Origin of the sequence: Tissierella carlieri, assembly GCF_018917285.1 — a bacterium.
Taxonomy (GTDB): domain Bacteria; phylum Bacillota; class Clostridia; order Tissierellales; family Tissierellaceae; genus Tissierella; species Tissierella carlieri.
In genome coordinates this window covers 123713-141199 of sequence record NZ_JAHLOH010000025.1, presented here as the reverse complement: position 1 = coordinate 141199, position 17487 = coordinate 123713, and the positions used below count along the sequence as shown (strand labels likewise).

The following is a 17487-nucleotide window of genomic DNA, read 5'->3' as shown; positions in this document are numbered from 1 at the left end:
GGCTGCCCCCTAAATCTTCTTTGAAATCCTATCCAATTCCCTATCTACTTTAAAATCCTTTACTTTACTAACTCCTTTACTTACAAAAGGATCCTTTAATTGGATCTGCTCAATTAGATTCAATACATCCGCCATTTCAGCAACGATATCTGCAGTGCATAATATATCACTCTGTAACGTATCAAATCTTTTGTATTTGCAAATAGCCTTAATTAACTCAGAACACTCTTCTATAAGTCTGTCATATTGATGGTCTAGTCCATAGTGATTTATTATCTTTGATTGTTTTCCTTTTAGAATGTTTTCATGTTCGTCTTTTTCTAATCTCTTTTTTAATTGTTCCTCTAGTTCAGTTATAATCCTATCTTGCTCCTCTGTTCTACAACAAGAACATACTTCATCTTCTATTTCTTCCATGTAAATTTCTCTATCTTCCATAATTCTCTACCTCCCTATAGCTTTTAATGTTGATCTAGCCTCTGCTAGTATTGCTTTTCTTCTCTTATTCCAAGCAATTTTACTCTCTCTATCTTTAAATAATATATTTAAGCAGCTTTTATCTTTGCCTATGATAATTAATCCTTTATCTTGCATTCTTCGTACTCTTCTTTTTAAATACTCCATATTTGTGTAGCCTGTCCGTTCTAAAAGTCTTTCCCAGGAGTCAATGTTTTCAGTTTTGAGTAAAGTTAGTATGTCATCATCTGTTACTATGCATCTATCAATATTCATCTCTTTACCTCCTCCTAGCTCACCATCTCATATAATTTCTGCCTAGTTTCTTCAGGTACCATATGTCTTATTTGATATCTACAACTTTCCTTAAATTTCTCATGCTCATATATCTTTATAGCTTTATTCTTATACTTATTAAACTCTGTCATATCTCCATTCAGATGTCGAATTACTGCTCTTATGCTTAACTCTAACACCTTGTCCAACTCTATCCCTCCTTTAATCCTTCTAAATAATCTAATATTATCCCATTCCTAGATTTAATTTCTTTCATTTCACCTATAGGTATAAAGTTATGTCCTATTTTCCCTTTATTCTCTTTCCATCTATCCCAGTAATAAATAACCGTCTCCCCTGAAATAAAATATCTCCTATCAAAATGTTTCATATAACAAAGTATAAAAGTTACTTCTTCTACTTCAAGAGCATCTTTCATGTAATCTATTTGATGATCCGCTATATTCGCTAGGGGTAGCCCTCTTTCGTCTGTAGTTTCTTTACAATCAAAACTAACTGGTATTCTTGGCTTGACTGTTCCTCTAAAATCTAATGTACTCTTCCCTTCTGGGAAAGCTGATACTATTTGCTTTCCCCTTCTAATAACTGTCCATGGAGTGCTTATTTTCTGTACTAAAGCTACTCCTTTTCTTTCATATTGCTTGTTGGCCATTTTAACCTCTTCTTCAAATCCTCTACCTTTATTGGCCATGTTATAGTTTTTCAATTTAACTCACCTTCTTAGCATCTTCACTTATTAAATCAATTTTTATTTGTGCTGCATTAATCTTGTATATAGCAATATCTATCTCCTTCTCACTAACTGCATTATTGAATAGATTTTCAGCAATTCTATACTCTTCTATGGCTTGTCTCATTTCATTCAATCTCTACACCTCTTTCACTTTAATAAGAGATAATCTCTCCCTTTTAATTAATCCTTTAGCCTCCAATTTCTCTAGCCTATTGTGAACTGATGAAGGACTAGAATATCCAAGTAGTTGTGCTAACCTTCTTACAGTCATATTCTCCCCTTCGTGTTTCTTTATGACATCTAGTAACTCCTGATCACTTATAAGTTCCTCTTTTATTTTCATCTAGTTACCTCCCTATCCATGTAGGACCTTCCTCTAGTGTGTCAATTTCATCTTTGTAATTATTTTTTATATAGTCTATACATTCTCCTAAACTCATGCAATTATCTTCTTCAAAGAAGGTTTCAATAATTTCATCTAGCATTGAGTTTAATGTTGTTTGTGTAAATTTAAGCTTCATCTTTTTCCAGCACCTCCTTAGCCTTATCCAATGCTTCTTTATGTGTCATTGCTGGATTATTCTTTTTAATCTCTGCTGCTATTTTGTATTTATCCAAGAGGGGTCACCTCCAATATCTGTATTGCTCTATCTAGGGCTTGTCTATCTTTATCAGATAAGTATTTTTCTGAACTTCTTTTATGTTTTAAACTTATCAGTCTTCCAATAACCTCTTCTTTACTCATGCTTACTCCCCCTTTGTCCCCATCTCATAAAATATATTTGCTATGCTATACATCTCTTGATCTTCTTCTTTCTTTTCACCGAAGTATTTATATAATTCTTTCATTATTTCCTTACCGTCCATAGGATCCTCTCCTTTCGATATGGCTTGCATCTACAAACTTTGTATATGGTCCTAGCCAACCAAGCTTTACTATCCCTAATTGACCATTTCTTTGTTTGGCAATTATTATCTCAGCTTCTTCTTTATTTTCTTCTGTAGGGTTGTAATATTCTTCCCTATGAACAAACATTACGAGATCTGCATCATATTCTATTTGTCCTGATTCTCTTAGATCCGATAGAACTGGTCTTTTATTTTGCCTTTGTTCTGTTGCTCTAGATAAAGATGATATTACTATTACTGGTACATCTAATTCCTTGGCCATAGCTTTTAAATTTTTAGATATACTGTCTATTTCCTCTCTTCTGCTCAACTTACTATTGTTTGAGCTTATTAGCTGCAAATAGTCTATTATAACTAAATCTAAACCTTTATCTCTTTTAATTCTCCTACACATACTAGTCATTTCAGCTACTGTAAGGCTTGTATTATCTTCAATAAATAGTTTTTTATCTAGAAGAGCATTAGCTCCTTTTAGCATCCTGCCCCATTCATCAGCTGTTAGTTCCTTATTTTTTATCTTCTGTGAGTTAATATAACTAACACCTAAAATTAATCTCTTAACCAGTTCCTCTTTGCCCATCTCTAAGCTAAATATGGCTACTGAATTACCTGCTAAAACATTCTTTTCTGCTATGTTTATAGCTAATGCAGTTTTCCCCATGGATGGTCTACCAGCTAGATATATTAAATTCTTTTTCTTTAGCCCATCCGTTGCTTTATCAAGTGCATGATATCCTGTTGTGATTCCTTCAAGTTCATCATTTTGGTATCTTTTATCTATATCAAGATATACATCCAGGATTATGTCTTTGATTTCTACAAATTCACCTATAGTAGTCTTTTCTGATAATGCAAATATCTCTGTTTCAGCAAATTCTATTAACTCTTTGCCAGTTTTATTTTTATCCGTTAGAGCCTGTCCTAGCTTGGATAATTGTCTTTTAAGTGTAAGATCCTTTAGTTGCCTTATATACTCTTTAAAATTGGCTGTGGTAGGCATAGAATTGGCTAAATCAGAAAGGTATGTTATGCTTACCTCTTGTTTTAATTCTTGGTAGACCGTTAGGTAATCAATTGGTTTCTCTCTCTGAACTAAGGACCTTATAGCTTGAAATATCATAATATTTGTTGTATGGGTAAAATCATCTTTAGATAATAAATTACAATCCTTAGAGCATTCTTCATCAAGCATCATGCAAGATAGTATTGAGTTTTCAAGTTCTATATTTTTCAACTATTCCTCCCCCTATTCAATTACTTCTACATTTGCATATGGATCATATCCATCCTTTTCACTTTTATCTTTTTCAAGTTTCATTCCTCCGCTAGCATTCCATTTCTTTAGAATACCTTCTACATAACTAAGACTACGTACATTTGCTTTTACTGCTACCTTCATAGCTTCAATTATCCATTCAGCTGGATATTGTTCTAATAAATCTAAAAGTATTTCTTTTATGGTGATATTTATAGTACCAAATCCATTTTGTTGAAATGCTGTAGCAACTAAAGAAATATTAGTAGTATTAGTTTCTAATCTAGTCTTATCTATTCTATTTAAGTCTGAACAATCTGCTTTCCAATCTGCTCCCTGAACTGCTTTCTGTTCTGCTTTACCATCTGCTGTATTTTTTCCAGTAGTTTCATTATCTGCTTTCTTATCTGCTGGAATATTTCCTGTAGTTTGTTCAGTAGTTTTATTTCTTCCTACTTCTCCTAATTCAAAACTTAGTAGCTTATATTTCCCTGAATTCTTTTTTCTTTGCTGAGATTTATATTCTATAAGTCCTGCTTGGATCAATTTATTTCTATGTTTTATTAATGTCTTCTCACTTATACTTAACTCTGCTATAAGCCTTGGATTATCTATAGCAATCCACCTTTCCCAATTACATGAGTTATGATAGTCTATTATCACGTACCATAAAGCTTGTGTAATTGCTTCTAATGAATTAGTCTTAAGATAATTCCTAAAGGCATTTATTTCAGTTAAATATTTCATCTAGCAATCACCTACTATAGTTATTTGAAGGGGGATTTCTCCCCCTAACCTAAAATGGACTATCTTCACCATCAAATGGATTATTCATAAATTCCGGTGGTAAATCTTCTATCTCTCCTGTTTCAGTATTTACTTTTTCTTTAGAATCTTCTTTTTTAGGACCACTCACTAATATTTCGCATGCTTTTTTAATTGCTGGATCTGTTCTATCATTTCCTAGTAGCCATTGGATATAATCTGGTGCTTCCTTATATACCTCTTCTAGTGTCTTCCCCTTATGTTTGCCAAAGGTCAGTTTAATATTTTCTGCTTCTTTCATGGTCATTGTATTTACTCTCTCGCTCTGATTAAACTGAACCATATCCTCTAAATCTTGAGTAAATATATTGGATAAACTTCCTACAGTAAGTGCTGCATCTACCTGTGCTCTTTTCTTTGCCATCTTTAAACAGGTATTGCCTAACATATACTTATCTTGTTTGTCACTATCATATTTCTTCTCTTTAGAGTTACAATGTCCTAATCCTTCAGTTATAACTTGTCCAGCTTTAGTAAGGACACATCTTACTGTATAGGCAAAGAATCCATCTTCATAATCCTGAATCTTCTCTATAATTTCATATTCACTAGCTAAGCCTAACAACATCAATATCTTTTCTGCCCCAGGTTTTAATAAGCTTGGTTTATTTGAGCCTGGGAATGCTGATCCATAATCATGATCTGCAGATAAAGCACCTTGAACTACTTTTTGAAACTGTTGGATCTTATTCATTGAGTCTTGAACCCTATCTATCTTTAAACCTTCTATAATCATCATTGGATTTACTTCTTGAACCATCATTTCATTTGACATATTTATTCCTCCTCAAACAATTTTCTAAATATCTCTAGCATTTTTCTCAACTCATCATCTGACATCTTTTCATAATCAGGTCCATGTCCTGGTACAAATTGATAATTATCTAATTCCATCAACAATTCATCTCTATCCATTTCATTCACGTTCATAGCTATATCTCCTAGAACAATGTGCCTTTAACTTCTATAGCTTCAACTTCATCAACTCTACTAGCCCACATATCCGCAAAGTGTAAAACCATCTGTAGAGGTCTTTCATTGCTTTTAAGTTCATACCAGGTAGTTCCATATGCTCCGTTATGATGTAGGATTGCATATACTTCTTCTTCAGTTAACTGAATGAATTTTGATAGAATATGAATTCCTGATATTTCATGAGGTATTTTTAATAGTTCTTTATTCACTTCATATGGTTTGGCATCAGACTGTTTACCACTCTTTAATATATTAGGTACATAATTAGCCTTATTAAAATATCCTGATTTCCCAATGTCATGGAATAATCCTACTATGATAATGCTCTCTATCATTTCTTTATCAAAATAATTTAATGTATCCGATATATCTAGCATTAAATCTGCTACATTTACACTATGATCTAAAAGTCCACCTTCTTTGGAGCCATGGAATTGACTGCTACAAGGTGCTGTAAAATATTCGTTCTCATTTAAATACTCAAGTAGCTTGTCCTTGCCTTCTCTATTAATTAAACTAAATAATTTATCAAATCTCTCTTTTGAATATGACATTTACTTTTCCTCCTTATAATTTTTTACATCTGCAACTACTAATTTTTTATATATTTCAACCGCAATAAGTACTGCTCCGCATCTGCAATTGAATAAATTATTCTTTTTTATATTTACATCTCGACCACATTTAGGACATTTCATATTGCGATACGCTCTTCATCCTGAATACTCAAATGATAGTTAAACACTTTGTTGAAGATTCTATATTCTGTAGATGAACTTATGTCACAATGCTTTATCACCAGTAACAAGGCTTCTCTAGCTTTATATACTGACTTATTGGCAGCAGTATAGCTTATTTGATATTTCTCACTATATATTAGCGGAAGAACTTGTATCGATATTTCCAATATATTATCTTCTACAATGATACTCCTACACTCCTGCTTTCCTCTCTTAACAGCTCTATCATACGTTTCTTTAACTATAAGATCTTCATCTATCCATCCATCACAATAAGTTAGATAAGCTTTCTGTTTAGTGTAATATTCTTGACCCTCTATGATATATTTAAAGTATTTCACCCATCTTAATCTTGCTCTATTATCCTTTGCTCCTGCTCTCGAAAATTTAATCATTGTTCATACCTCCTTGATTGTGGTATAATAATAAAAAGTATTTTTAAAACTGTTGAGCTTTTCAGATGGCGGTCTGAGAGCTCTTTTTTTATTGATTTATTTTTCCTAGACATTATCTGAATCCTCCTAAAAAATAAAGATTTATAATGTTGTCTCTCATATGTGTATCTAAGGATTCAATACGATTCATTGCCTTCTTTTCACTTTCTTCTGCTTGTTTTTGAGTTTTAAAAAACTTACAACCTTTACAATTTTTAGTTCTTAGAATTGTACATTTATTGCCATTATCTGCAAAACACTTACCCATCTTGCTTGTCCCTCCTTATCTTGAAAATACTACTGAAAGTGCTGCTCCTGCCATTTCAAATACTTCTTTTGTTACTTCATCCCACCTTCTTTCTTCATGCTTGTCTATCTTGCCATCACAAGCTATCTTTATCATGCAAGATTTAACTTCTTCAACATCCCCAGATTCCTTTTGTAGTACCAAAACTGACTTTGCTATATCTGTAATATCAATTGCTGGTAGAATCTGCTTTCCTAATTCTGTTGATTGCCTTAAGTGCTCATATCCTAACCATTTAGCACCGTATATTTTTGTCATAGCAGCTACTATGTCACCATGTGGTACTGTGTTTCCTAGTTCATAATTACCTAGTGCCCTTACACTTACATTAAGCCTCTCAGCTGCTTCTAATTGAGTTAAACCTGCAACATTTCTAGCTAATTGATATATATTTCTGCACCTTTCATTCATTTAATTTCACCTCTTTTCGTGATAAAATTTAATTAATGAAGAAACTTTTCTAACTAATCCTATCCTCAGCCCCCTCTCTCATTATTTTCCTTACTACTCCTATACAATCCTTAGCTTGTCCTAATAGGACCGAAAGAAGTAACACTAAAGGCAAAATAAGGATTGTCCCATCTATTCCTGAGAAAACTATCTTTTCTACTGCTTTACATATTAGATTTAGCATTTCCTAACCTCATTTCTAATATTTTTTCTGCTGTAGATTCGTATTCGCTAATTCTTTCCTCCACTCTTTTTGTTAACTTAGGATTTTCTAGTCTTGGTAAGTCTTTTTTATATTCTGCAATTTTCTCTATAAGTAAATATTCAATCCTTAGTAAATCATCATCATTTAGCATATTCTCACCTCTCTTATAGATAAGTAATCTCCACTATTTTCAGTAATACGAACTTTGCTATCTTTCATAAAGCTAGTGACCATAACTAAATCTCCATATCTCCTACCAAACATATTTATTTGTATTGGGTGATCCTCTACTTCAATTTCTATACCTGCAAGATACACTCCATTAATTGATATTTTATTGTATTTACTGAAATCAAATTCTAAGAGTTCCATTGGATCCTTTTCCATCTACTCCACTCCTTTCAAACCTCTATCATTTCAAATGGCCCTAACTTCTCCAACATCTCCCAATTCACTCTTCCATTTCTATATGCATCTATCCATATATTGCTAATCCTGTCCAAAGCTTTTTCTACCTCTTCTTCTGTCTCATACATATACGCATCATTAAATTTTATTGTTGTATTTCCTATCTTGAATTCTTCTATTACCTTTCCAACCTTCCCTTTCATACCACCAACCCCTTTGTATAGCTTATGTTGGAGTAATTTTGTCCTATGCTAATTTACTTTAGATGTTTTTGTAAATAATCTTTAGAAAAGTTTTTTACATCCTCTTCATCATATTGATTCGGCTTATATTCTTTAGCAAAACTATAAAATATATCTATTGTCATAGCTGCATAAAGTAATATATCTTTTGTATCTTTCAGTGTCATTCCCTCAACTTGCATCAAATAATTTATTGCTTTTTCAGCTATCTCTAATTTTTTATCTATCATTCCTTTTCACCTCCTATGCTGTGTGGTTTGTTGTATTACTTTCACTCCCCTTATGATAAAATCTAGTAAAGGGGGTGAAAATATTGACAGTTAATTTGCTTGATATATCTAAGGTCACTGAAATTTTTAGTGATAGTTATCTATCTGAATCTGGATACGAAGCAACTAAAAAAGTTAATGATTTACTGGACCGTGGATGGAAACTGCTTAAAATTTATACAACCTGTTATGATCATGATGTTGCTCCTCACCAACAAACAATTCATTATGTTCTAGGTATTGATAAAGGTAGAAATCAAGCCAATGAGGATTGGGATAACGGATTAATCTCTGGTCCTCCCCAAAACAAATAACATTCCATTCTGATTGGGTACTACCCTCAGTAGTATCCAATCCTTTTCTATCAGATTATTTACTTCTGTAACATTTGTCACTTCTTTAACTTCTTTAATCTTAGTTAAATCCATCCCTTCTCACCCCTTTCCATTTCTTCCAACGCTTCCCACTATTTTTGAATTTATTTTTATGAGATAATTAAGTTGTCCTAAATTATGTGTTTCTCATTTTTTGTAATACGCGTATTACTGTTTAGGTAAAAAAATTTCATTGACTGATACATTAAATACCTTTGATATATTCATTGCTACATCAAAACTAGGTTTCTCACCCTTTTCTATCCGAATGATAGTTTGTCGCGTTGTAAATGCTTTGGTTGCAAGCTCCTCTTGACTCATTTTCTCTTTAATTCTTAAATCTCTAACTATGTTGCTCATTTTTGTAATACCTCCTTTACACTTTTAATTGTAACACCCGTTTTACTCATTGTCAAGTATGTTGTACTACTTTTTTTATAATATTTTAAAACAAATGTAAAATATGTATTACAATATAATAAAGAATGAATTAAATTATAAAACAAAAATACAAGCGTGGTGAAATATATGGATTTAATCAAATTAGGTAAAACATTGCAAAACAAGAGAGATGAACTAAAACTTTCTCTTAGGGATGCTGGTGAATTAATAGGTATTAGTCATAATTATCTATCAATCTTAGAGAAGGCCAAGGATCCACGTAGTGATGCCCCCATTAAGCCAACTATTGATACTTTAAAGCTAATTAGCGATGCATATAAAATAGATATAAATATATTGCTACCTTTAGCTGGTTACGAAGATATCTTAATAAGACCTAATGATAATACAAATATAAATACAAGTAACCAAGAAGATGTTGATAATAAAAATATAAAATTAAATGATAAAGAAGAACAAGATATAGTCCCTGAAGAATTTACTAATCCAGATGAAGCTCGTGCATATGTAAATAAGCACCAAATATTTGGTTCTGGTGGATTTGATGCTGATAAGCTAGATGATAATGAGATTTTAGAGTTTGCTAATGCTTTATTAGAACAAATGAAGATGGTTAGTTATAAATATAAAAAAAATTGATCAATAATAATTATAAAATGAGGTGGAAAATTGAGAACATTATCACCTGATGAATTAGCTATAGAATTGAAAAAATATTTAAATACTGGAATTGAAAGTAAGATACTTAAAGAACATAGATCAGCAATGCTATTACAAGAAACAATAAATATAAAAAAGAATAATACATTTATGCAATATAGTTCTTTATATGAGCAAGCTAGAAATCTTGAAAAAGCAGATAATATTGATGGTGCTTTAAATATCTACCTTGATATTTTAAACAAATATATACCAGAAGGCTCTTCTTACTATGAAAGACCCTGCATATTATTGGAAAAATTAAAAAGATATGATGAGGCTATAGAAATCTGTGATTTAGCTATTGCAAGAATTGAAAATTATAATTTTAACTTTTCAGCAGATGATTTTATAAAGAGATTAGATAGGTTGATTAAAAAGAAGAATAAGTGATAAAAATATAAAACAGCTTAATTATTAAAACTTGAGTAATAATAATTATAAAATACTGGAGGTAATATTATGAACAATGAAGATAAATTATTTAATTTACTAGAAAAAATATATATAGAGTTACAAGATACTAAAACTGAATTAAAGGAGTTTAGAGTAGAAACAAATACTAGGTTTGATAGTCTAGATGATAAGCTAAATGATTTAGAAGGTACTAATGCTGCCAATCATGTTGCTATTGGCAATAAATTAAACAAAGTATCCAGAGATTTAGACTTTCTTACACATAAGGAATTCCAAACTGAAAAAGAATTATATGACCTAAAACAAAGACTTATAAGACAAAGAAAGAATATAAAGTAAAATATAAAACTAAGTAATAATAAATTATAAAAGTGGTTGCATTGAGGTGACATTATGGATTTAGCCTGGATAGATGAATATGTTGATGGAATAATTGACTACTGCTACTCCAAAGATATCTTTGAAATATATAATACATTAAATATAAATATAAAAAGGATTGACAAGGATGATTGTCTCTTACAAGGGAATGAAGCTCTTTATATAAGAAATCATTTTGGTCTAGAGACCGTATTTATTAGAGATGATCTTCCTTATAAATATGAAAAGTTTATTTTAGCACATGAACTTGGACATGCCCTATTACATACAGAAATAGCTAAAGCTGCTTATAATAGTAAGATTATTAATAAAGGTAAATTAGAAAATCAAGCCGATTATTTTGCTCTCAAGATTTTAGATATTAAAATTGATGAAGATTTATATGAAGGATATACTCTTGAGCAATTAGCACGTGGATTTTATGTTACAGAAGAAAGTTTGTATTATGTTTAATGATAAATATAAAATAGGTTTAGCTCAAATTTATAGATTTGAGTATTTTTTTAAGTTCATGTTAGAACTGACATTCGACATTATTCGACAAATAATTACAGTTTAAAATTAATATTTAATATAGATTATTATAATGAATATTAATATAACTTTAACAAGAATTAAAAGGAGGATTTATTATGGAAGCTACTGCTATTGAAGTAAAAACACTAACACTTAGTTTTGATCTAAACACTTTAGACCATTTAGGTATAAAGCTATATGGAAAGATCCCTCCAATGATAGCTGAATTAGTATCTAATGCATGGGATGCTGATGCAAAAAAAGTATCTATTTATTTTAATGATATAGACAAGAAAGAAATAATAATATCAGATAACGGTACAGGCATGACTTTTGAAGAGATTAATAACCATTACTTAAGAATTGGTCGAAATCGTAGAGTCGAAATGGAAGAAGATTTTACTTCTAAAGAGCATAGACCAATATTAGGTAAAAAAGGTTTAGGAAAATTATCAGTTTTTGGCATTGGAAAAGAATTGACTGTAACTACAATAAAAGATGGACTGATAAATGAATTCACAATGAATTATGATGATATTAAAAAACATACTGATGGAACCTATAATCCAGAATTGAATATATATGATGAGGAAACTGATTTATACAATGGTACCACAATAAATATTAAAAATATAGTGCGAAGCGGTAAATTTAATGCTAAAGAAATAGCTTTGGACTTATCTAAAAGATTTACAATATTTTCAGATGATTTTCAAGTATTCATTTATCACAATGATGATGAGCCTATTAAAGTAACCAATGATCTATATTTTGACTCTGCTGCTGAATTTACTTGGAATTTTCCAAATGATTATTTGGATATAATAGACGAAGAACTGATTTCTTTTGCAATTGAAAAGAAAATTACCGGAAAAATTTTTACTGCTAGTAATACAATTTATAAAAGTAAACAAGGAATTATTTTATTTTCCCGTGGTAAATTGGTAGAAGAAAATAACAGCTTTAATAAGCGTGCAAATGACAATTTCTTCAACTATATGTCTGGATATTTTAATATAGATTTTATCGATGAAAATGGAGAAAATGACTATTCTTCAACCGATAGAAAATCAATAGCTTGGGATACTTACGGAAATGATGATTTGATTACTTTAGAACAACTACTAACTACAGTTGTAAATAAAACACAATCAGAATGGAGAAGAAAGCGTAACGAAGCCAAGGAAACTGAAATAAAGGAATTTGGGTTAGATATCAGTGAATGGTTAGATGAATTGACTCCTGTAGAAAAACCAATTGCAAAAAAAATTACGGATGCCATTATAAACAATGATGATATTGATACAAATAAAGCAAAGGAATACATTGGATATATCCAAGACATGTTTGACTATGAATCTTTTAAATCTTTTACAGTACAGTTAGATGAACTAATAAGTTTAGATGACGAACGTGCAATAAAGCTATTGACTGATTGGCAAATTATAGAAACTAAAGAATTAGCTAAGGTCGCTGAAGGAAGAATAAAAACTATAGAACAATTTGAAAAATACATCAAAGAAAATGTATCTGAAAGTAAAGTCATGCAAAAATTTCTAGAAGAATTTCCATGGTTATTAGATGCTAAAATGACTAGATTCGAGAGAGAGGTAACCTTTGCTAGACTATTAAAAGATAATTTTAATGATTCACATTTAGAACAAAAAAACAGACGTATTGATTTTTTATGTACTAATCAATCTGGCACTGTTCACATAATTGAGTTAAAGAGACCCAATATTAAAATAACACAAAATGAAATACAACAAATTTCAGAGTATGTTGAATTTATTGAAACAAAATTCCATGACTCTGTTAATAAGGTATATGGTTACTTGATATCTGATAATATGCAATTTGCCCCTGGTATAAGTAAAATGATAGATGGTTTGAAAACTCAAGGAATATATGTAAAATCATATTCTGATCTATTGAATGAAGCAAAAAATTATAATTTTGAATTCATTAAATTATATGAAGACATAAGAGAAAAAACAAAGGATTAAATCCTTTGTTTTTTTATTTCTTCTAAAACCTTAATTGCTATTTTTTCTGCCATCAAAGGTGGTACTGCGTTTCCAATCTGCCTAAATGCATCCGTTCTGCAAGTTTCAAAATAATAATCGTCAGGAAATGATTGAATTCTTGCTGCTTCTCTTACCGTTAAGGAGCGATTTTGATTAATATCTGGATGTATATAATGATGTCCATCTTTTGATATATGAGCAACCATGGTATGAGATAAACCTGAGCCATCAACCACTTTAAATCTATCTAAGAAGGACTCTAAGTTATTATGGGTTATCCAATCTTTTGGCAATTCATCATATCTTACTCTTCGCCTCTCCTTATTCCATATTTCTACACAATATTTATATATCTTTAAATCTCTATCATTATTTTTTCTTGCAGTATGCTGTGTTAAAATATCCCATTCCTTGCTTCTAATCTTCATTTCAGTTAATATCTCATTGCTCGTATTAAGATATTTGCCAACTTCTATAGAATCACCAGACTGTATACTAGGTAAATCATGAAACAAATCATTAATAGTTCCTTTTAATTCTACTTCCCCAAAGTCTGGGTATGAAAAATTTATATCTACTTTCCATCCTATAAGTATTACTCTCTTTCTACTTTGTAACACTCCAAAATCTGACGCATCTAATATCCTATAATCTAAGTTATATCCAACTTTTTTCATTTCATCCTTTATGTTTTCAAATATCTTTCCTTCCTGAGCTGAAAGTATTCCTGTAACATTCTCAAAAATAAATAATTTTGGTTTGTATTTTATAATAAATTTAATATATTGTCTATATAAATAATTCCGAGGATCATTTTTCATTCTATTTGGGTCTCTAGATCTACCAACTAAAGAATATGCTTGACAAGGTGGTCCACCAATTATAATATCTATTTCTTCATTACCTATTAATTTAAATATATCTTCAATGGTTTCATCAGATATGCTTTCATTTATTACTCTCTTAAGTATATCATCAGGTATATATCCATATAATTCATCCCTACTTATCTCGCCAGTAATATATTTTTTATAGGTATCAATCTTTCCTTGCTCTTTTAAATAGAAATAAGCTTCTCGTGTCTTCAATGTCAAGCAAGCGGACTTATCCATTTCAACGTGAGAAACTATATTAAACCCTTGTCTTTTAAAGCCTTCTGATAGTCCCCCTGCTCCTGCGAAGAGATCTATTACTTTCATTGGCACCCCCCTCTTTCTTATTCCAGGATACCAATTTTTTAAATTAAAGTCAATACTTTAGTATACCATTTTTATATATAATGTCATCTATTTTTATTAATTATACTTTTACTTTTCTTTTTTCTTACTCATTCAATATTTATGCTATAATAACTTCAAGTACAATGATTTTAAAAAGATTATTACTAACAAACTTCATAGCAATTCTAATTTAAATAAAAAGAAGGTGAGAAAATGTATTGTGCTTATCTGAGAAAATCTAGAAAAGATATTGAAGCTGAATTAATGGGAGAGGGTGAAACATTAAAGAGACATGAGAAAATTCTTTTAGACTTAGCTGCTAAGATGAATATATCTATTAGTGAAGATTCCATTTATAGAGAAATAGTATCCGGGGAAACTATTGCTTCTAGACCTGAAATGCAACGGTTACTCTCTGACGTAGAGCAAGGAAGATGGGAAGGTGTCTTTGTAGTAGAAGTGGAACGTTTGGCTCGTGGTGACACTATGGACCAAGGATTAGTAGCTCAAACATTCAAATATTCCAATACTAAAATAATAACTCCTATGAAGATATATGATCCTTCAAATGAATTTGATGAAGAATACTTTGAGTTTGGTTTGTTTATGTCCAGGAGAGAGTACAAGACCATTAATAGACGTTTACAACGTGGACGAATACAATCAGTCAAGGAAGGTAAATATCTCGGCACTGTGGCTCCATATGGCTATGAAAGAGTTAAATTAAAAGGGCAGAAAGGATATACATTAGAAATTAATCCTAAGGAGGCTAAAATAGTTGAATTAATCTATAACCTTTACACTGGCAATAATAGAATTGGAGTATCTCTTATAGCTAATAGATTAAATGAAATGAAAATACCTACTGCTAAAGGTGGAGATTGGACAACTTCTACAATCAGAGGAATACTATCGAATCCTGTGTATATAGGCAAAATAAGATGGAATAGCAGACCTGAGGTAAAGAAAATGATAGATGGCCAAGTAGTAAAAGAAAGACCTCGTGCTAATGAAAAAGATTGGATTATAGTAGATGGACTTCATGAACCTATTATAGATGAAGATATCTTTAATTTAGCTCAGGAATATCTTTCCGAAAATCCTTCTCTACCAATACCTACTAGATATAAAATTATGAACCCTCTTGCAGGAATAGTAGTATGTAAAATGTGTGATAGAAAAATGAAGAGAAGGCCCTATAGTAATAAAAACCCTGACACCCTTATGTGTGATGGTCCTACTTGCGCTAATATTAGCTCTCACCTTCATCTAGTAGAAAAAAGACTATTTGATTCATTAGAGACATGGTTAAAGCAACATAAGATAAAATATAAAAAGCAAGCAAAGAAAAAAGATAATTTAGAGAATGAAATAATTAATAAAGCTATACAGGATTTAGATGCTGAATTAGAAACTCTTAATAATCAGTTAAATAATATGTATGATTTACTTGAGCAAGGTATATATTCTACTGAAGTATTTATGAAGAGGTCTAATCTGGTATCTAAAAAAATAGATACTCTGAAAAAAGATAAAGATAAGTTATTTAAAAAAATAAATTTAGAAGAAGAAAAAGAATTACGTGAGGAGGCATTAGCTCCTAAGATAGAAAATATTATAAAAGTCTATTGGACATTAGATGATCCTGCAGATAAAAATAAATTGCTCAAAGAAGTACTAGAAAAAGCCGTATATTTAAAAACAGTAAGAGGAAATAGAAGTGGCGACAATATAGATGAATTTGAATTAGAGCTCTACCTGAAATTGCCCAGGTAGTTTTCTTTTATTATTGATAACCTGTCGGTACGCATTCTTCTGTACCTATATCTGTCAATATTGCCTTACCTTCATTTGTTGGCATAGTCCATCTTTGAGTTAAATATCTTATTCCTGCTGATAATTCACCATCTGGTCCTCCAAACTGTTCTAATATCATTGCAGCTAATGCTGGATTGGTTGTATCAACTCTTACTGGATACTGCAATTTTTTTTCATATACCCACATAGTTATCCTCCTTTAAAAATTAGTAAAGTTTATTTCCCAAGGCCAAGGTCCATCAATATAGCCCCAAGGATATTTACTCATACCTGTATTTCTTAAAGGACCATATTTTGCTTGATACATAGTTTCTAATTCACTATATCTTTGAGATGCATTGTTGTGAAGTCTCAAAGCCTTTTCATCATTTGGATGAGTATCTAAATATAAAGCTGTCTCCACTAGAACAAAAGATACTTCCATTAACTCTATTAGAAAATCCATCTGTGTTCTATCCATAGCATCTGCACCCACCTTCTCTATGCTCTTCCACAATATATGGTTGATATAATTCTGGGAATAATGTTCCCTTTTTCAATGCTTCTCTCGGACTAAATACTTGATTCATAATTTGAAAGGGGACACAGGCCCTTGCTAGTGCGCCAGGACAACATGGTCTTCCTTCGCCTTCATATTCTCTATCCATTTTCTCTCCTCCTAAAAAAATCTGTTCATTACATATTACGTAGAAAAAAACAAATGGTTACAAACAATAAAAAAGAAGCTAATTATTTAGCCTCCGAAACAGTTCTATTAAATGTATTAATTGTTTATCTCCATTATATCCTTAATCATATCTTTTCGTATCCCCCATATATTTCCATATACTCCAAAACATTCCAGTCCTCAACATCAAATATCCTAATTGAGCTATCTATTATTTTCCTCTTTTTTAAAGGTTGATATTTTTAAGAAAAGCTTCTAAGACCCGTTAGGGGCTTTTCTTGAAATTAAAAAATAAAAGTAGAACTTTCCTATTTGGCATAAAAAAACCCCTAAAAAGGGGGCTATTTCTCGGGAAATGATTTTACTAATATTCTTATGACAAAATAAAATAATATTAAAACAAAAAATGTAGTTCCCATTCCATAGGCTAATAGTTTAAATAATATAACGTCCATAATGTA

At 30.9% G+C, this 17487-nt stretch carries 36 protein-coding genes; 7 read left to right on the top strand and 29 right to left on the bottom strand.

Translation table 11 applies throughout. The features are described from left to right. Positions 1-9: 9 nt before the first annotated feature. The 22 genes from KQI38_RS07605 to KQI38_RS07505 all read right to left on the bottom strand — a co-directional run bounded on the left by KQI38_RS07605 (position 10) and on the right by KQI38_RS07505 (position 8466). Positions 10-438, bottom strand: coding sequence for a nucleoside triphosphate pyrophosphohydrolase family protein (locus tag KQI38_RS07605; protein ID WP_216557650.1), 429 nt, complete (start codon positions 436-438; stop codon positions 10-12). A 6-nt stretch (positions 439-444) separates the two neighbouring features. Continuing rightward, entirely contained in the window at positions 445-732 is a 288-nt protein-coding gene (locus KQI38_RS07600) for a hypothetical protein (protein WP_216557647.1), read from the bottom strand. A 14-nt stretch (positions 733-746) separates the two neighbouring features. Further along, positions 747-941 (bottom strand): hypothetical protein, encoded by a 195-nt coding sequence (locus tag KQI38_RS07595; RefSeq protein ID WP_216557644.1) that lies wholly within the window; start codon positions 939-941, stop codon positions 747-749. Between the two features lie 2 nt (positions 942-943). Further along, a complete protein-coding gene (locus KQI38_RS07590; RefSeq protein ID WP_216557640.1) occupies positions 944-1459 on the bottom strand; it encodes a Holliday junction resolvase RecU in 516 nt (171 codons plus the stop codon). A 1-nt stretch (position 1460) separates the two neighbouring features. After that, positions 1461-1619 carry a hypothetical protein gene (locus KQI38_RS07585; RefSeq protein WP_216557637.1) on the bottom strand — a complete coding sequence of 53 codons (159 nt, stop codon included), beginning with the start codon at positions 1617-1619 and terminating at the stop codon, positions 1461-1463. A gap of 3 nt (positions 1620-1622) precedes the next feature. After that, entirely contained in the window at positions 1623-1829 is a 207-nt protein-coding gene (locus KQI38_RS07580) for a MarR family transcriptional regulator (protein WP_216557635.1), read from the bottom strand. A 4-nt stretch (positions 1830-1833) separates the two neighbouring features. Then, positions 1834-2007, bottom strand: a complete 174-nt coding sequence (locus KQI38_RS07575) for a hypothetical protein (protein ID WP_216557632.1) — start codon at positions 2005-2007, stop codon at positions 1834-1836. An 89-nt stretch (positions 2008-2096) separates the two neighbouring features. After that, complete coding sequence (locus KQI38_RS22285) at positions 2097-2231, bottom strand: hypothetical protein (protein WP_276515557.1); 135 nt, start codon at positions 2229-2231, stop codon at positions 2097-2099. 111 nt (positions 2232-2342) lie between these two features. After that, entirely contained in the window at positions 2343-3629 is a 1287-nt protein-coding gene (dnaB, locus tag KQI38_RS07570; protein WP_216557629.1) for a replicative DNA helicase, read from the bottom strand. Positions 3630-3641: 12 nt separating this feature from the next. Further along, positions 3642-4397 (bottom strand): DnaD domain protein, encoded by a 756-nt coding sequence (locus KQI38_RS07565; protein ID WP_216557626.1) that lies wholly within the window; start codon positions 4395-4397, stop codon positions 3642-3644. Between the two features lie 49 nt (positions 4398-4446). Continuing rightward, complete coding sequence (locus tag KQI38_RS07560) at positions 4447-5250, bottom strand: exodeoxyribonuclease X C-terminal domain-containing protein (protein ID WP_216557623.1); 804 nt, start codon at positions 5248-5250, stop codon at positions 4447-4449. A 2-nt stretch (positions 5251-5252) separates the two neighbouring features. Continuing rightward, the gene (locus KQI38_RS07555; RefSeq protein WP_216557620.1) at positions 5253-5405 is read right to left on the bottom strand and encodes a hypothetical protein; all 153 of its coding nucleotides are present in this window, start codon (positions 5403-5405) and stop codon (positions 5253-5255) included. A gap of 11 nt (positions 5406-5416) precedes the next feature. Continuing rightward, positions 5417-6004 (bottom strand): HD domain-containing protein, encoded by a 588-nt coding sequence (locus KQI38_RS07550; RefSeq protein ID WP_216557617.1) that lies wholly within the window; start codon positions 6002-6004, stop codon positions 5417-5419. Further along, complete coding sequence (locus tag KQI38_RS07545) at positions 6005-6148, bottom strand: hypothetical protein (protein ID WP_216557614.1); 144 nt, start codon at positions 6146-6148, stop codon at positions 6005-6007. After that, a complete protein-coding gene (locus KQI38_RS07540; protein ID WP_216557611.1) occupies positions 6145-6585 on the bottom strand; it encodes a hypothetical protein in 441 nt (146 codons plus the stop codon). The genes KQI38_RS07545 and KQI38_RS07540 overlap by 4 nt, the downstream gene beginning before the upstream one ends. A 112-nt stretch (positions 6586-6697) precedes the next feature. Further along, on the bottom strand, positions 6698-6892 hold the full coding sequence (locus KQI38_RS07535; protein ID WP_216557608.1) for a hypothetical protein: 195 nt from the start codon (positions 6890-6892) through the stop codon (positions 6698-6700). A gap of 15 nt (positions 6893-6907) precedes the next feature. Next, positions 6908-7342: a helix-turn-helix transcriptional regulator gene (locus KQI38_RS07530; RefSeq protein WP_216557605.1), complete on the bottom strand. Its 435-nt coding sequence runs from the start codon at positions 7340-7342 to the stop codon at positions 6908-6910. 49 nt (positions 7343-7391) lie between these two features. Further along, a complete protein-coding gene (locus KQI38_RS07525; RefSeq protein ID WP_216557602.1) occupies positions 7392-7565 on the bottom strand; it encodes a hypothetical protein in 174 nt (57 codons plus the stop codon). Beyond that, complete coding sequence (locus KQI38_RS07520) at positions 7546-7737, bottom strand: hypothetical protein (protein ID WP_216557599.1); 192 nt, start codon at positions 7735-7737, stop codon at positions 7546-7548. The genes KQI38_RS07525 and KQI38_RS07520 overlap by 20 nt, the downstream gene beginning before the upstream one ends. Next, a complete protein-coding gene (locus KQI38_RS07515) occupies positions 7731-7973 on the bottom strand; it encodes a hypothetical protein (RefSeq protein WP_216557596.1) in 243 nt (80 codons plus the stop codon). The genes KQI38_RS07520 and KQI38_RS07515 overlap by 7 nt, the downstream gene beginning before the upstream one ends. Positions 7974-7987: 14 nt before the next feature. Continuing rightward, complete coding sequence (locus tag KQI38_RS07510) at positions 7988-8197, bottom strand: hypothetical protein (RefSeq protein WP_216557592.1); 210 nt, start codon at positions 8195-8197, stop codon at positions 7988-7990. Between the two features lie 53 nt (positions 8198-8250). Continuing rightward, positions 8251-8466, bottom strand: a complete 216-nt coding sequence (locus KQI38_RS07505) for a hypothetical protein (protein ID WP_216557589.1) — start codon at positions 8464-8466, stop codon at positions 8251-8253. Positions 8467-8549: 83 nt separating this feature from the next. On the opposite strand from KQI38_RS07505, the gene KQI38_RS07500 reads away from it, so the two are divergent. Beyond that, a complete protein-coding gene (locus tag KQI38_RS07500; protein WP_216557585.1) occupies positions 8550-8819 on the top strand; it encodes a hypothetical protein in 270 nt (89 codons plus the stop codon). Here the strand turns inward: KQI38_RS07500 and KQI38_RS07495 are convergent. Both KQI38_RS07495 and KQI38_RS07490 read right to left on the bottom strand, forming a co-directional pair. Further along, positions 8790-8933 (bottom strand): hypothetical protein, encoded by a 144-nt coding sequence (locus KQI38_RS07495; protein ID WP_216557582.1) that lies wholly within the window; start codon positions 8931-8933, stop codon positions 8790-8792. The two genes, KQI38_RS07500 and KQI38_RS07495, sit on opposite strands and share 30 nt — an antisense overlap. A 114-nt stretch (positions 8934-9047) precedes the next feature. Then, positions 9048-9239, bottom strand: a complete 192-nt coding sequence (locus KQI38_RS07490) for a helix-turn-helix transcriptional regulator (RefSeq protein WP_216557579.1) — start codon at positions 9237-9239, stop codon at positions 9048-9050. 168 nt (positions 9240-9407) lie between these two features. Between KQI38_RS07490 and KQI38_RS07485 the strand changes: the two genes are divergently transcribed. The 5 genes from KQI38_RS07485 (at position 9408) to KQI38_RS07465 (ending at position 13300) form a co-directional block, all read left to right on the top strand. Then, positions 9408-9920, top strand: a complete 513-nt coding sequence (locus tag KQI38_RS07485) for a helix-turn-helix domain-containing protein (RefSeq protein ID WP_216557575.1) — start codon at positions 9408-9410, stop codon at positions 9918-9920. A 30-nt stretch (positions 9921-9950) separates the two neighbouring features. Next, the gene (locus tag KQI38_RS07480; RefSeq protein ID WP_216557572.1) at positions 9951-10373 is read left to right on the top strand and encodes a hypothetical protein; all 423 of its coding nucleotides are present in this window, start codon (positions 9951-9953) and stop codon (positions 10371-10373) included. A gap of 69 nt (positions 10374-10442) precedes the next feature. Further along, entirely contained in the window at positions 10443-10736 is a 294-nt protein-coding gene (locus KQI38_RS07475) for a hypothetical protein (protein WP_216557568.1), read from the top strand. 54 nt (positions 10737-10790) lie between these two features. After that, the gene (locus KQI38_RS07470; protein ID WP_216557565.1) at positions 10791-11231 is read left to right on the top strand and encodes an ImmA/IrrE family metallo-endopeptidase; all 441 of its coding nucleotides are present in this window, start codon (positions 10791-10793) and stop codon (positions 11229-11231) included. Between the two features lie 179 nt (positions 11232-11410). Then, on the top strand, positions 11411-13300 hold the full coding sequence (locus tag KQI38_RS07465) for an ATP-binding protein (RefSeq protein ID WP_216557562.1): 1890 nt from the start codon (positions 11411-11413) through the stop codon (positions 13298-13300). On the opposite strand, the gene KQI38_RS07460 is transcribed toward KQI38_RS07465, so the two are convergent. Continuing rightward, positions 13297-14520, bottom strand: a complete 1224-nt coding sequence (locus KQI38_RS07460) for a DNA cytosine methyltransferase (protein ID WP_216557559.1) — start codon at positions 14518-14520, stop codon at positions 13297-13299. The two genes, KQI38_RS07465 and KQI38_RS07460, sit on opposite strands and share 4 nt — an antisense overlap. 234 nt (positions 14521-14754) lie before the next feature. Here KQI38_RS07460 and KQI38_RS07455 point away from each other — a divergent pair, with 234 nt between their 5' ends. Beyond that, complete coding sequence (locus KQI38_RS07455; protein ID WP_216557556.1) at positions 14755-16317, top strand: recombinase family protein; 1563 nt, start codon at positions 14755-14757, stop codon at positions 16315-16317. Between the two features lie 10 nt (positions 16318-16327). On the opposite strand, the gene KQI38_RS07450 is transcribed toward KQI38_RS07455, so the two are convergent. The 4 genes from KQI38_RS07450 to KQI38_RS22280 form a co-directional block, all read right to left on the bottom strand. Next, entirely contained in the window at positions 16328-16546 is a 219-nt protein-coding gene (locus KQI38_RS07450) for a manganese catalase family protein (protein ID WP_216557555.1), read from the bottom strand. Positions 16547-16558: 12 nt separating this feature from the next. Beyond that, positions 16559-16819 carry a spore coat protein CotJB gene (locus KQI38_RS07445; protein ID WP_216557552.1) on the bottom strand — a complete coding sequence of 87 codons (261 nt, stop codon included), beginning with the start codon at positions 16817-16819 and terminating at the stop codon, positions 16559-16561. Beyond that, the gene (locus KQI38_RS07440) at positions 16812-17006 is read right to left on the bottom strand and encodes a spore coat associated protein CotJA (protein ID WP_216557549.1); all 195 of its coding nucleotides are present in this window, start codon (positions 17004-17006) and stop codon (positions 16812-16814) included. Before KQI38_RS07440 ends, KQI38_RS07445 begins: the two co-directional genes overlap by 8 nt. Positions 17007-17367: 361 nt before the next feature. After that, positions 17368-17481, bottom strand: a complete 114-nt coding sequence (locus KQI38_RS22280) for an OadG-related small transporter subunit (RefSeq protein WP_256312819.1) — start codon at positions 17479-17481, stop codon at positions 17368-17370. Positions 17482-17487 lie beyond the last annotated feature (6 nt).

Coding starts and splice junctions, on each gene's coding strand:
- KQI38_RS07450 (WP_216557555.1), bottom strand. CDS start 16,546: ATGTGGGTATATGAAAAAAAATTGCAGTATCCAGTAAGAGTTGATACA.
- KQI38_RS07505 (WP_216557589.1), bottom strand. CDS start 8,466: ATGATAGATAAAAAATTAGAGATAGCTGAAAAAGCAATAAATTATTTG.
- KQI38_RS07575 (WP_216557632.1), bottom strand. CDS start 2,007: ATGAAGCTTAAATTTACACAAACAACATTAAACTCAATGCTAGATGAA.
- KQI38_RS07460 (WP_216557559.1), bottom strand. CDS start 14,520: ATGAAAGTAATAGATCTCTTCGCAGGAGCAGGGGGACTATCAGAAGGC.
- KQI38_RS07470 (WP_216557565.1), top strand. CDS start 10,791: ATGGATTTAGCCTGGATAGATGAATATGTTGATGGAATAATTGACTAC.
- KQI38_RS07605 (WP_216557650.1), bottom strand. CDS start 438: ATGGAAGATAGAGAAATTTACATGGAAGAAATAGAAGATGAAGTATGT.
- KQI38_RS07475 (WP_216557568.1), top strand. CDS start 10,443: ATGAACAATGAAGATAAATTATTTAATTTACTAGAAAAAATATATATA.
- KQI38_RS22280 (WP_256312819.1), bottom strand. CDS start 17,481: ATGGACGTTATATTATTTAAACTATTAGCCTATGGAATGGGAACTACA.
- KQI38_RS07560 (WP_216557623.1), bottom strand. CDS start 5,250: ATGTCAAATGAAATGATGGTTCAAGAAGTAAATCCAATGATGATTATA.
- KQI38_RS07515 (WP_216557596.1), bottom strand. CDS start 7,973: ATGGAAAAGGATCCAATGGAACTCTTAGAATTTGATTTCAGTAAATAC.
- KQI38_RS07580 (WP_216557635.1), bottom strand. CDS start 1,829: ATGAAAATAAAAGAGGAACTTATAAGTGATCAGGAGTTACTAGATGTC.
- KQI38_RS07510 (WP_216557592.1), bottom strand. CDS start 8,197: ATGAAAGGGAAGGTTGGAAAGGTAATAGAAGAATTCAAGATAGGAAAT.
- KQI38_RS07535 (WP_216557608.1), bottom strand. CDS start 6,892: ATGGGTAAGTGTTTTGCAGATAATGGCAATAAATGTACAATTCTAAGA.
- KQI38_RS07485 (WP_216557575.1), top strand. CDS start 9,408: ATGGATTTAATCAAATTAGGTAAAACATTGCAAAACAAGAGAGATGAA.
- KQI38_RS07530 (WP_216557605.1), bottom strand. CDS start 7,342: ATGAATGAAAGGTGCAGAAATATATATCAATTAGCTAGAAATGTTGCA.
- KQI38_RS07455 (WP_216557556.1), top strand. CDS start 14,755: ATGTATTGTGCTTATCTGAGAAAATCTAGAAAAGATATTGAAGCTGAA.
- KQI38_RS07600 (WP_216557647.1), bottom strand. CDS start 732: ATGAATATTGATAGATGCATAGTAACAGATGATGACATACTAACTTTA.
- KQI38_RS07525 (WP_216557602.1), bottom strand. CDS start 7,565: ATGCTAAATCTAATATGTAAAGCAGTAGAAAAGATAGTTTTCTCAGGA.
- KQI38_RS07495 (WP_216557582.1), bottom strand. CDS start 8,933: ATGGATTTAACTAAGATTAAAGAAGTTAAAGAAGTGACAAATGTTACA.
- KQI38_RS07445 (WP_216557552.1), bottom strand. CDS start 16,819: ATGGATAGAACACAGATGGATTTTCTAATAGAGTTAATGGAAGTATCT.
- KQI38_RS22285 (WP_276515557.1), bottom strand. CDS start 2,231: ATGAGTAAAGAAGAGGTTATTGGAAGACTGATAAGTTTAAAACATAAA.
- KQI38_RS07540 (WP_216557611.1), bottom strand. CDS start 6,585: ATGATTAAATTTTCGAGAGCAGGAGCAAAGGATAATAGAGCAAGATTA.
- KQI38_RS07490 (WP_216557579.1), bottom strand. CDS start 9,239: ATGAGCAACATAGTTAGAGATTTAAGAATTAAAGAGAAAATGAGTCAA.
- KQI38_RS07545 (WP_216557614.1), bottom strand. CDS start 6,148: ATGAAATGTCCTAAATGTGGTCGAGATGTAAATATAAAAAAGAATAAT.
- KQI38_RS07550 (WP_216557617.1), bottom strand. CDS start 6,004: ATGTCATATTCAAAAGAGAGATTTGATAAATTATTTAGTTTAATTAAT.
- KQI38_RS07465 (WP_216557562.1), top strand. CDS start 11,411: ATGGAAGCTACTGCTATTGAAGTAAAAACACTAACACTTAGTTTTGAT.
- KQI38_RS07520 (WP_216557599.1), bottom strand. CDS start 7,737: ATGCTAAATGATGATGATTTACTAAGGATTGAATATTTACTTATAGAG.
- KQI38_RS07440 (WP_216557549.1), bottom strand. CDS start 17,006: ATGGATAGAGAATATGAAGGCGAAGGAAGACCATGTTGTCCTGGCGCA.
- KQI38_RS07565 (WP_216557626.1), bottom strand. CDS start 4,397: ATGAAATATTTAACTGAAATAAATGCCTTTAGGAATTATCTTAAGACT.
- KQI38_RS07555 (WP_216557620.1), bottom strand. CDS start 5,405: ATGAACGTGAATGAAATGGATAGAGATGAATTGTTGATGGAATTAGAT.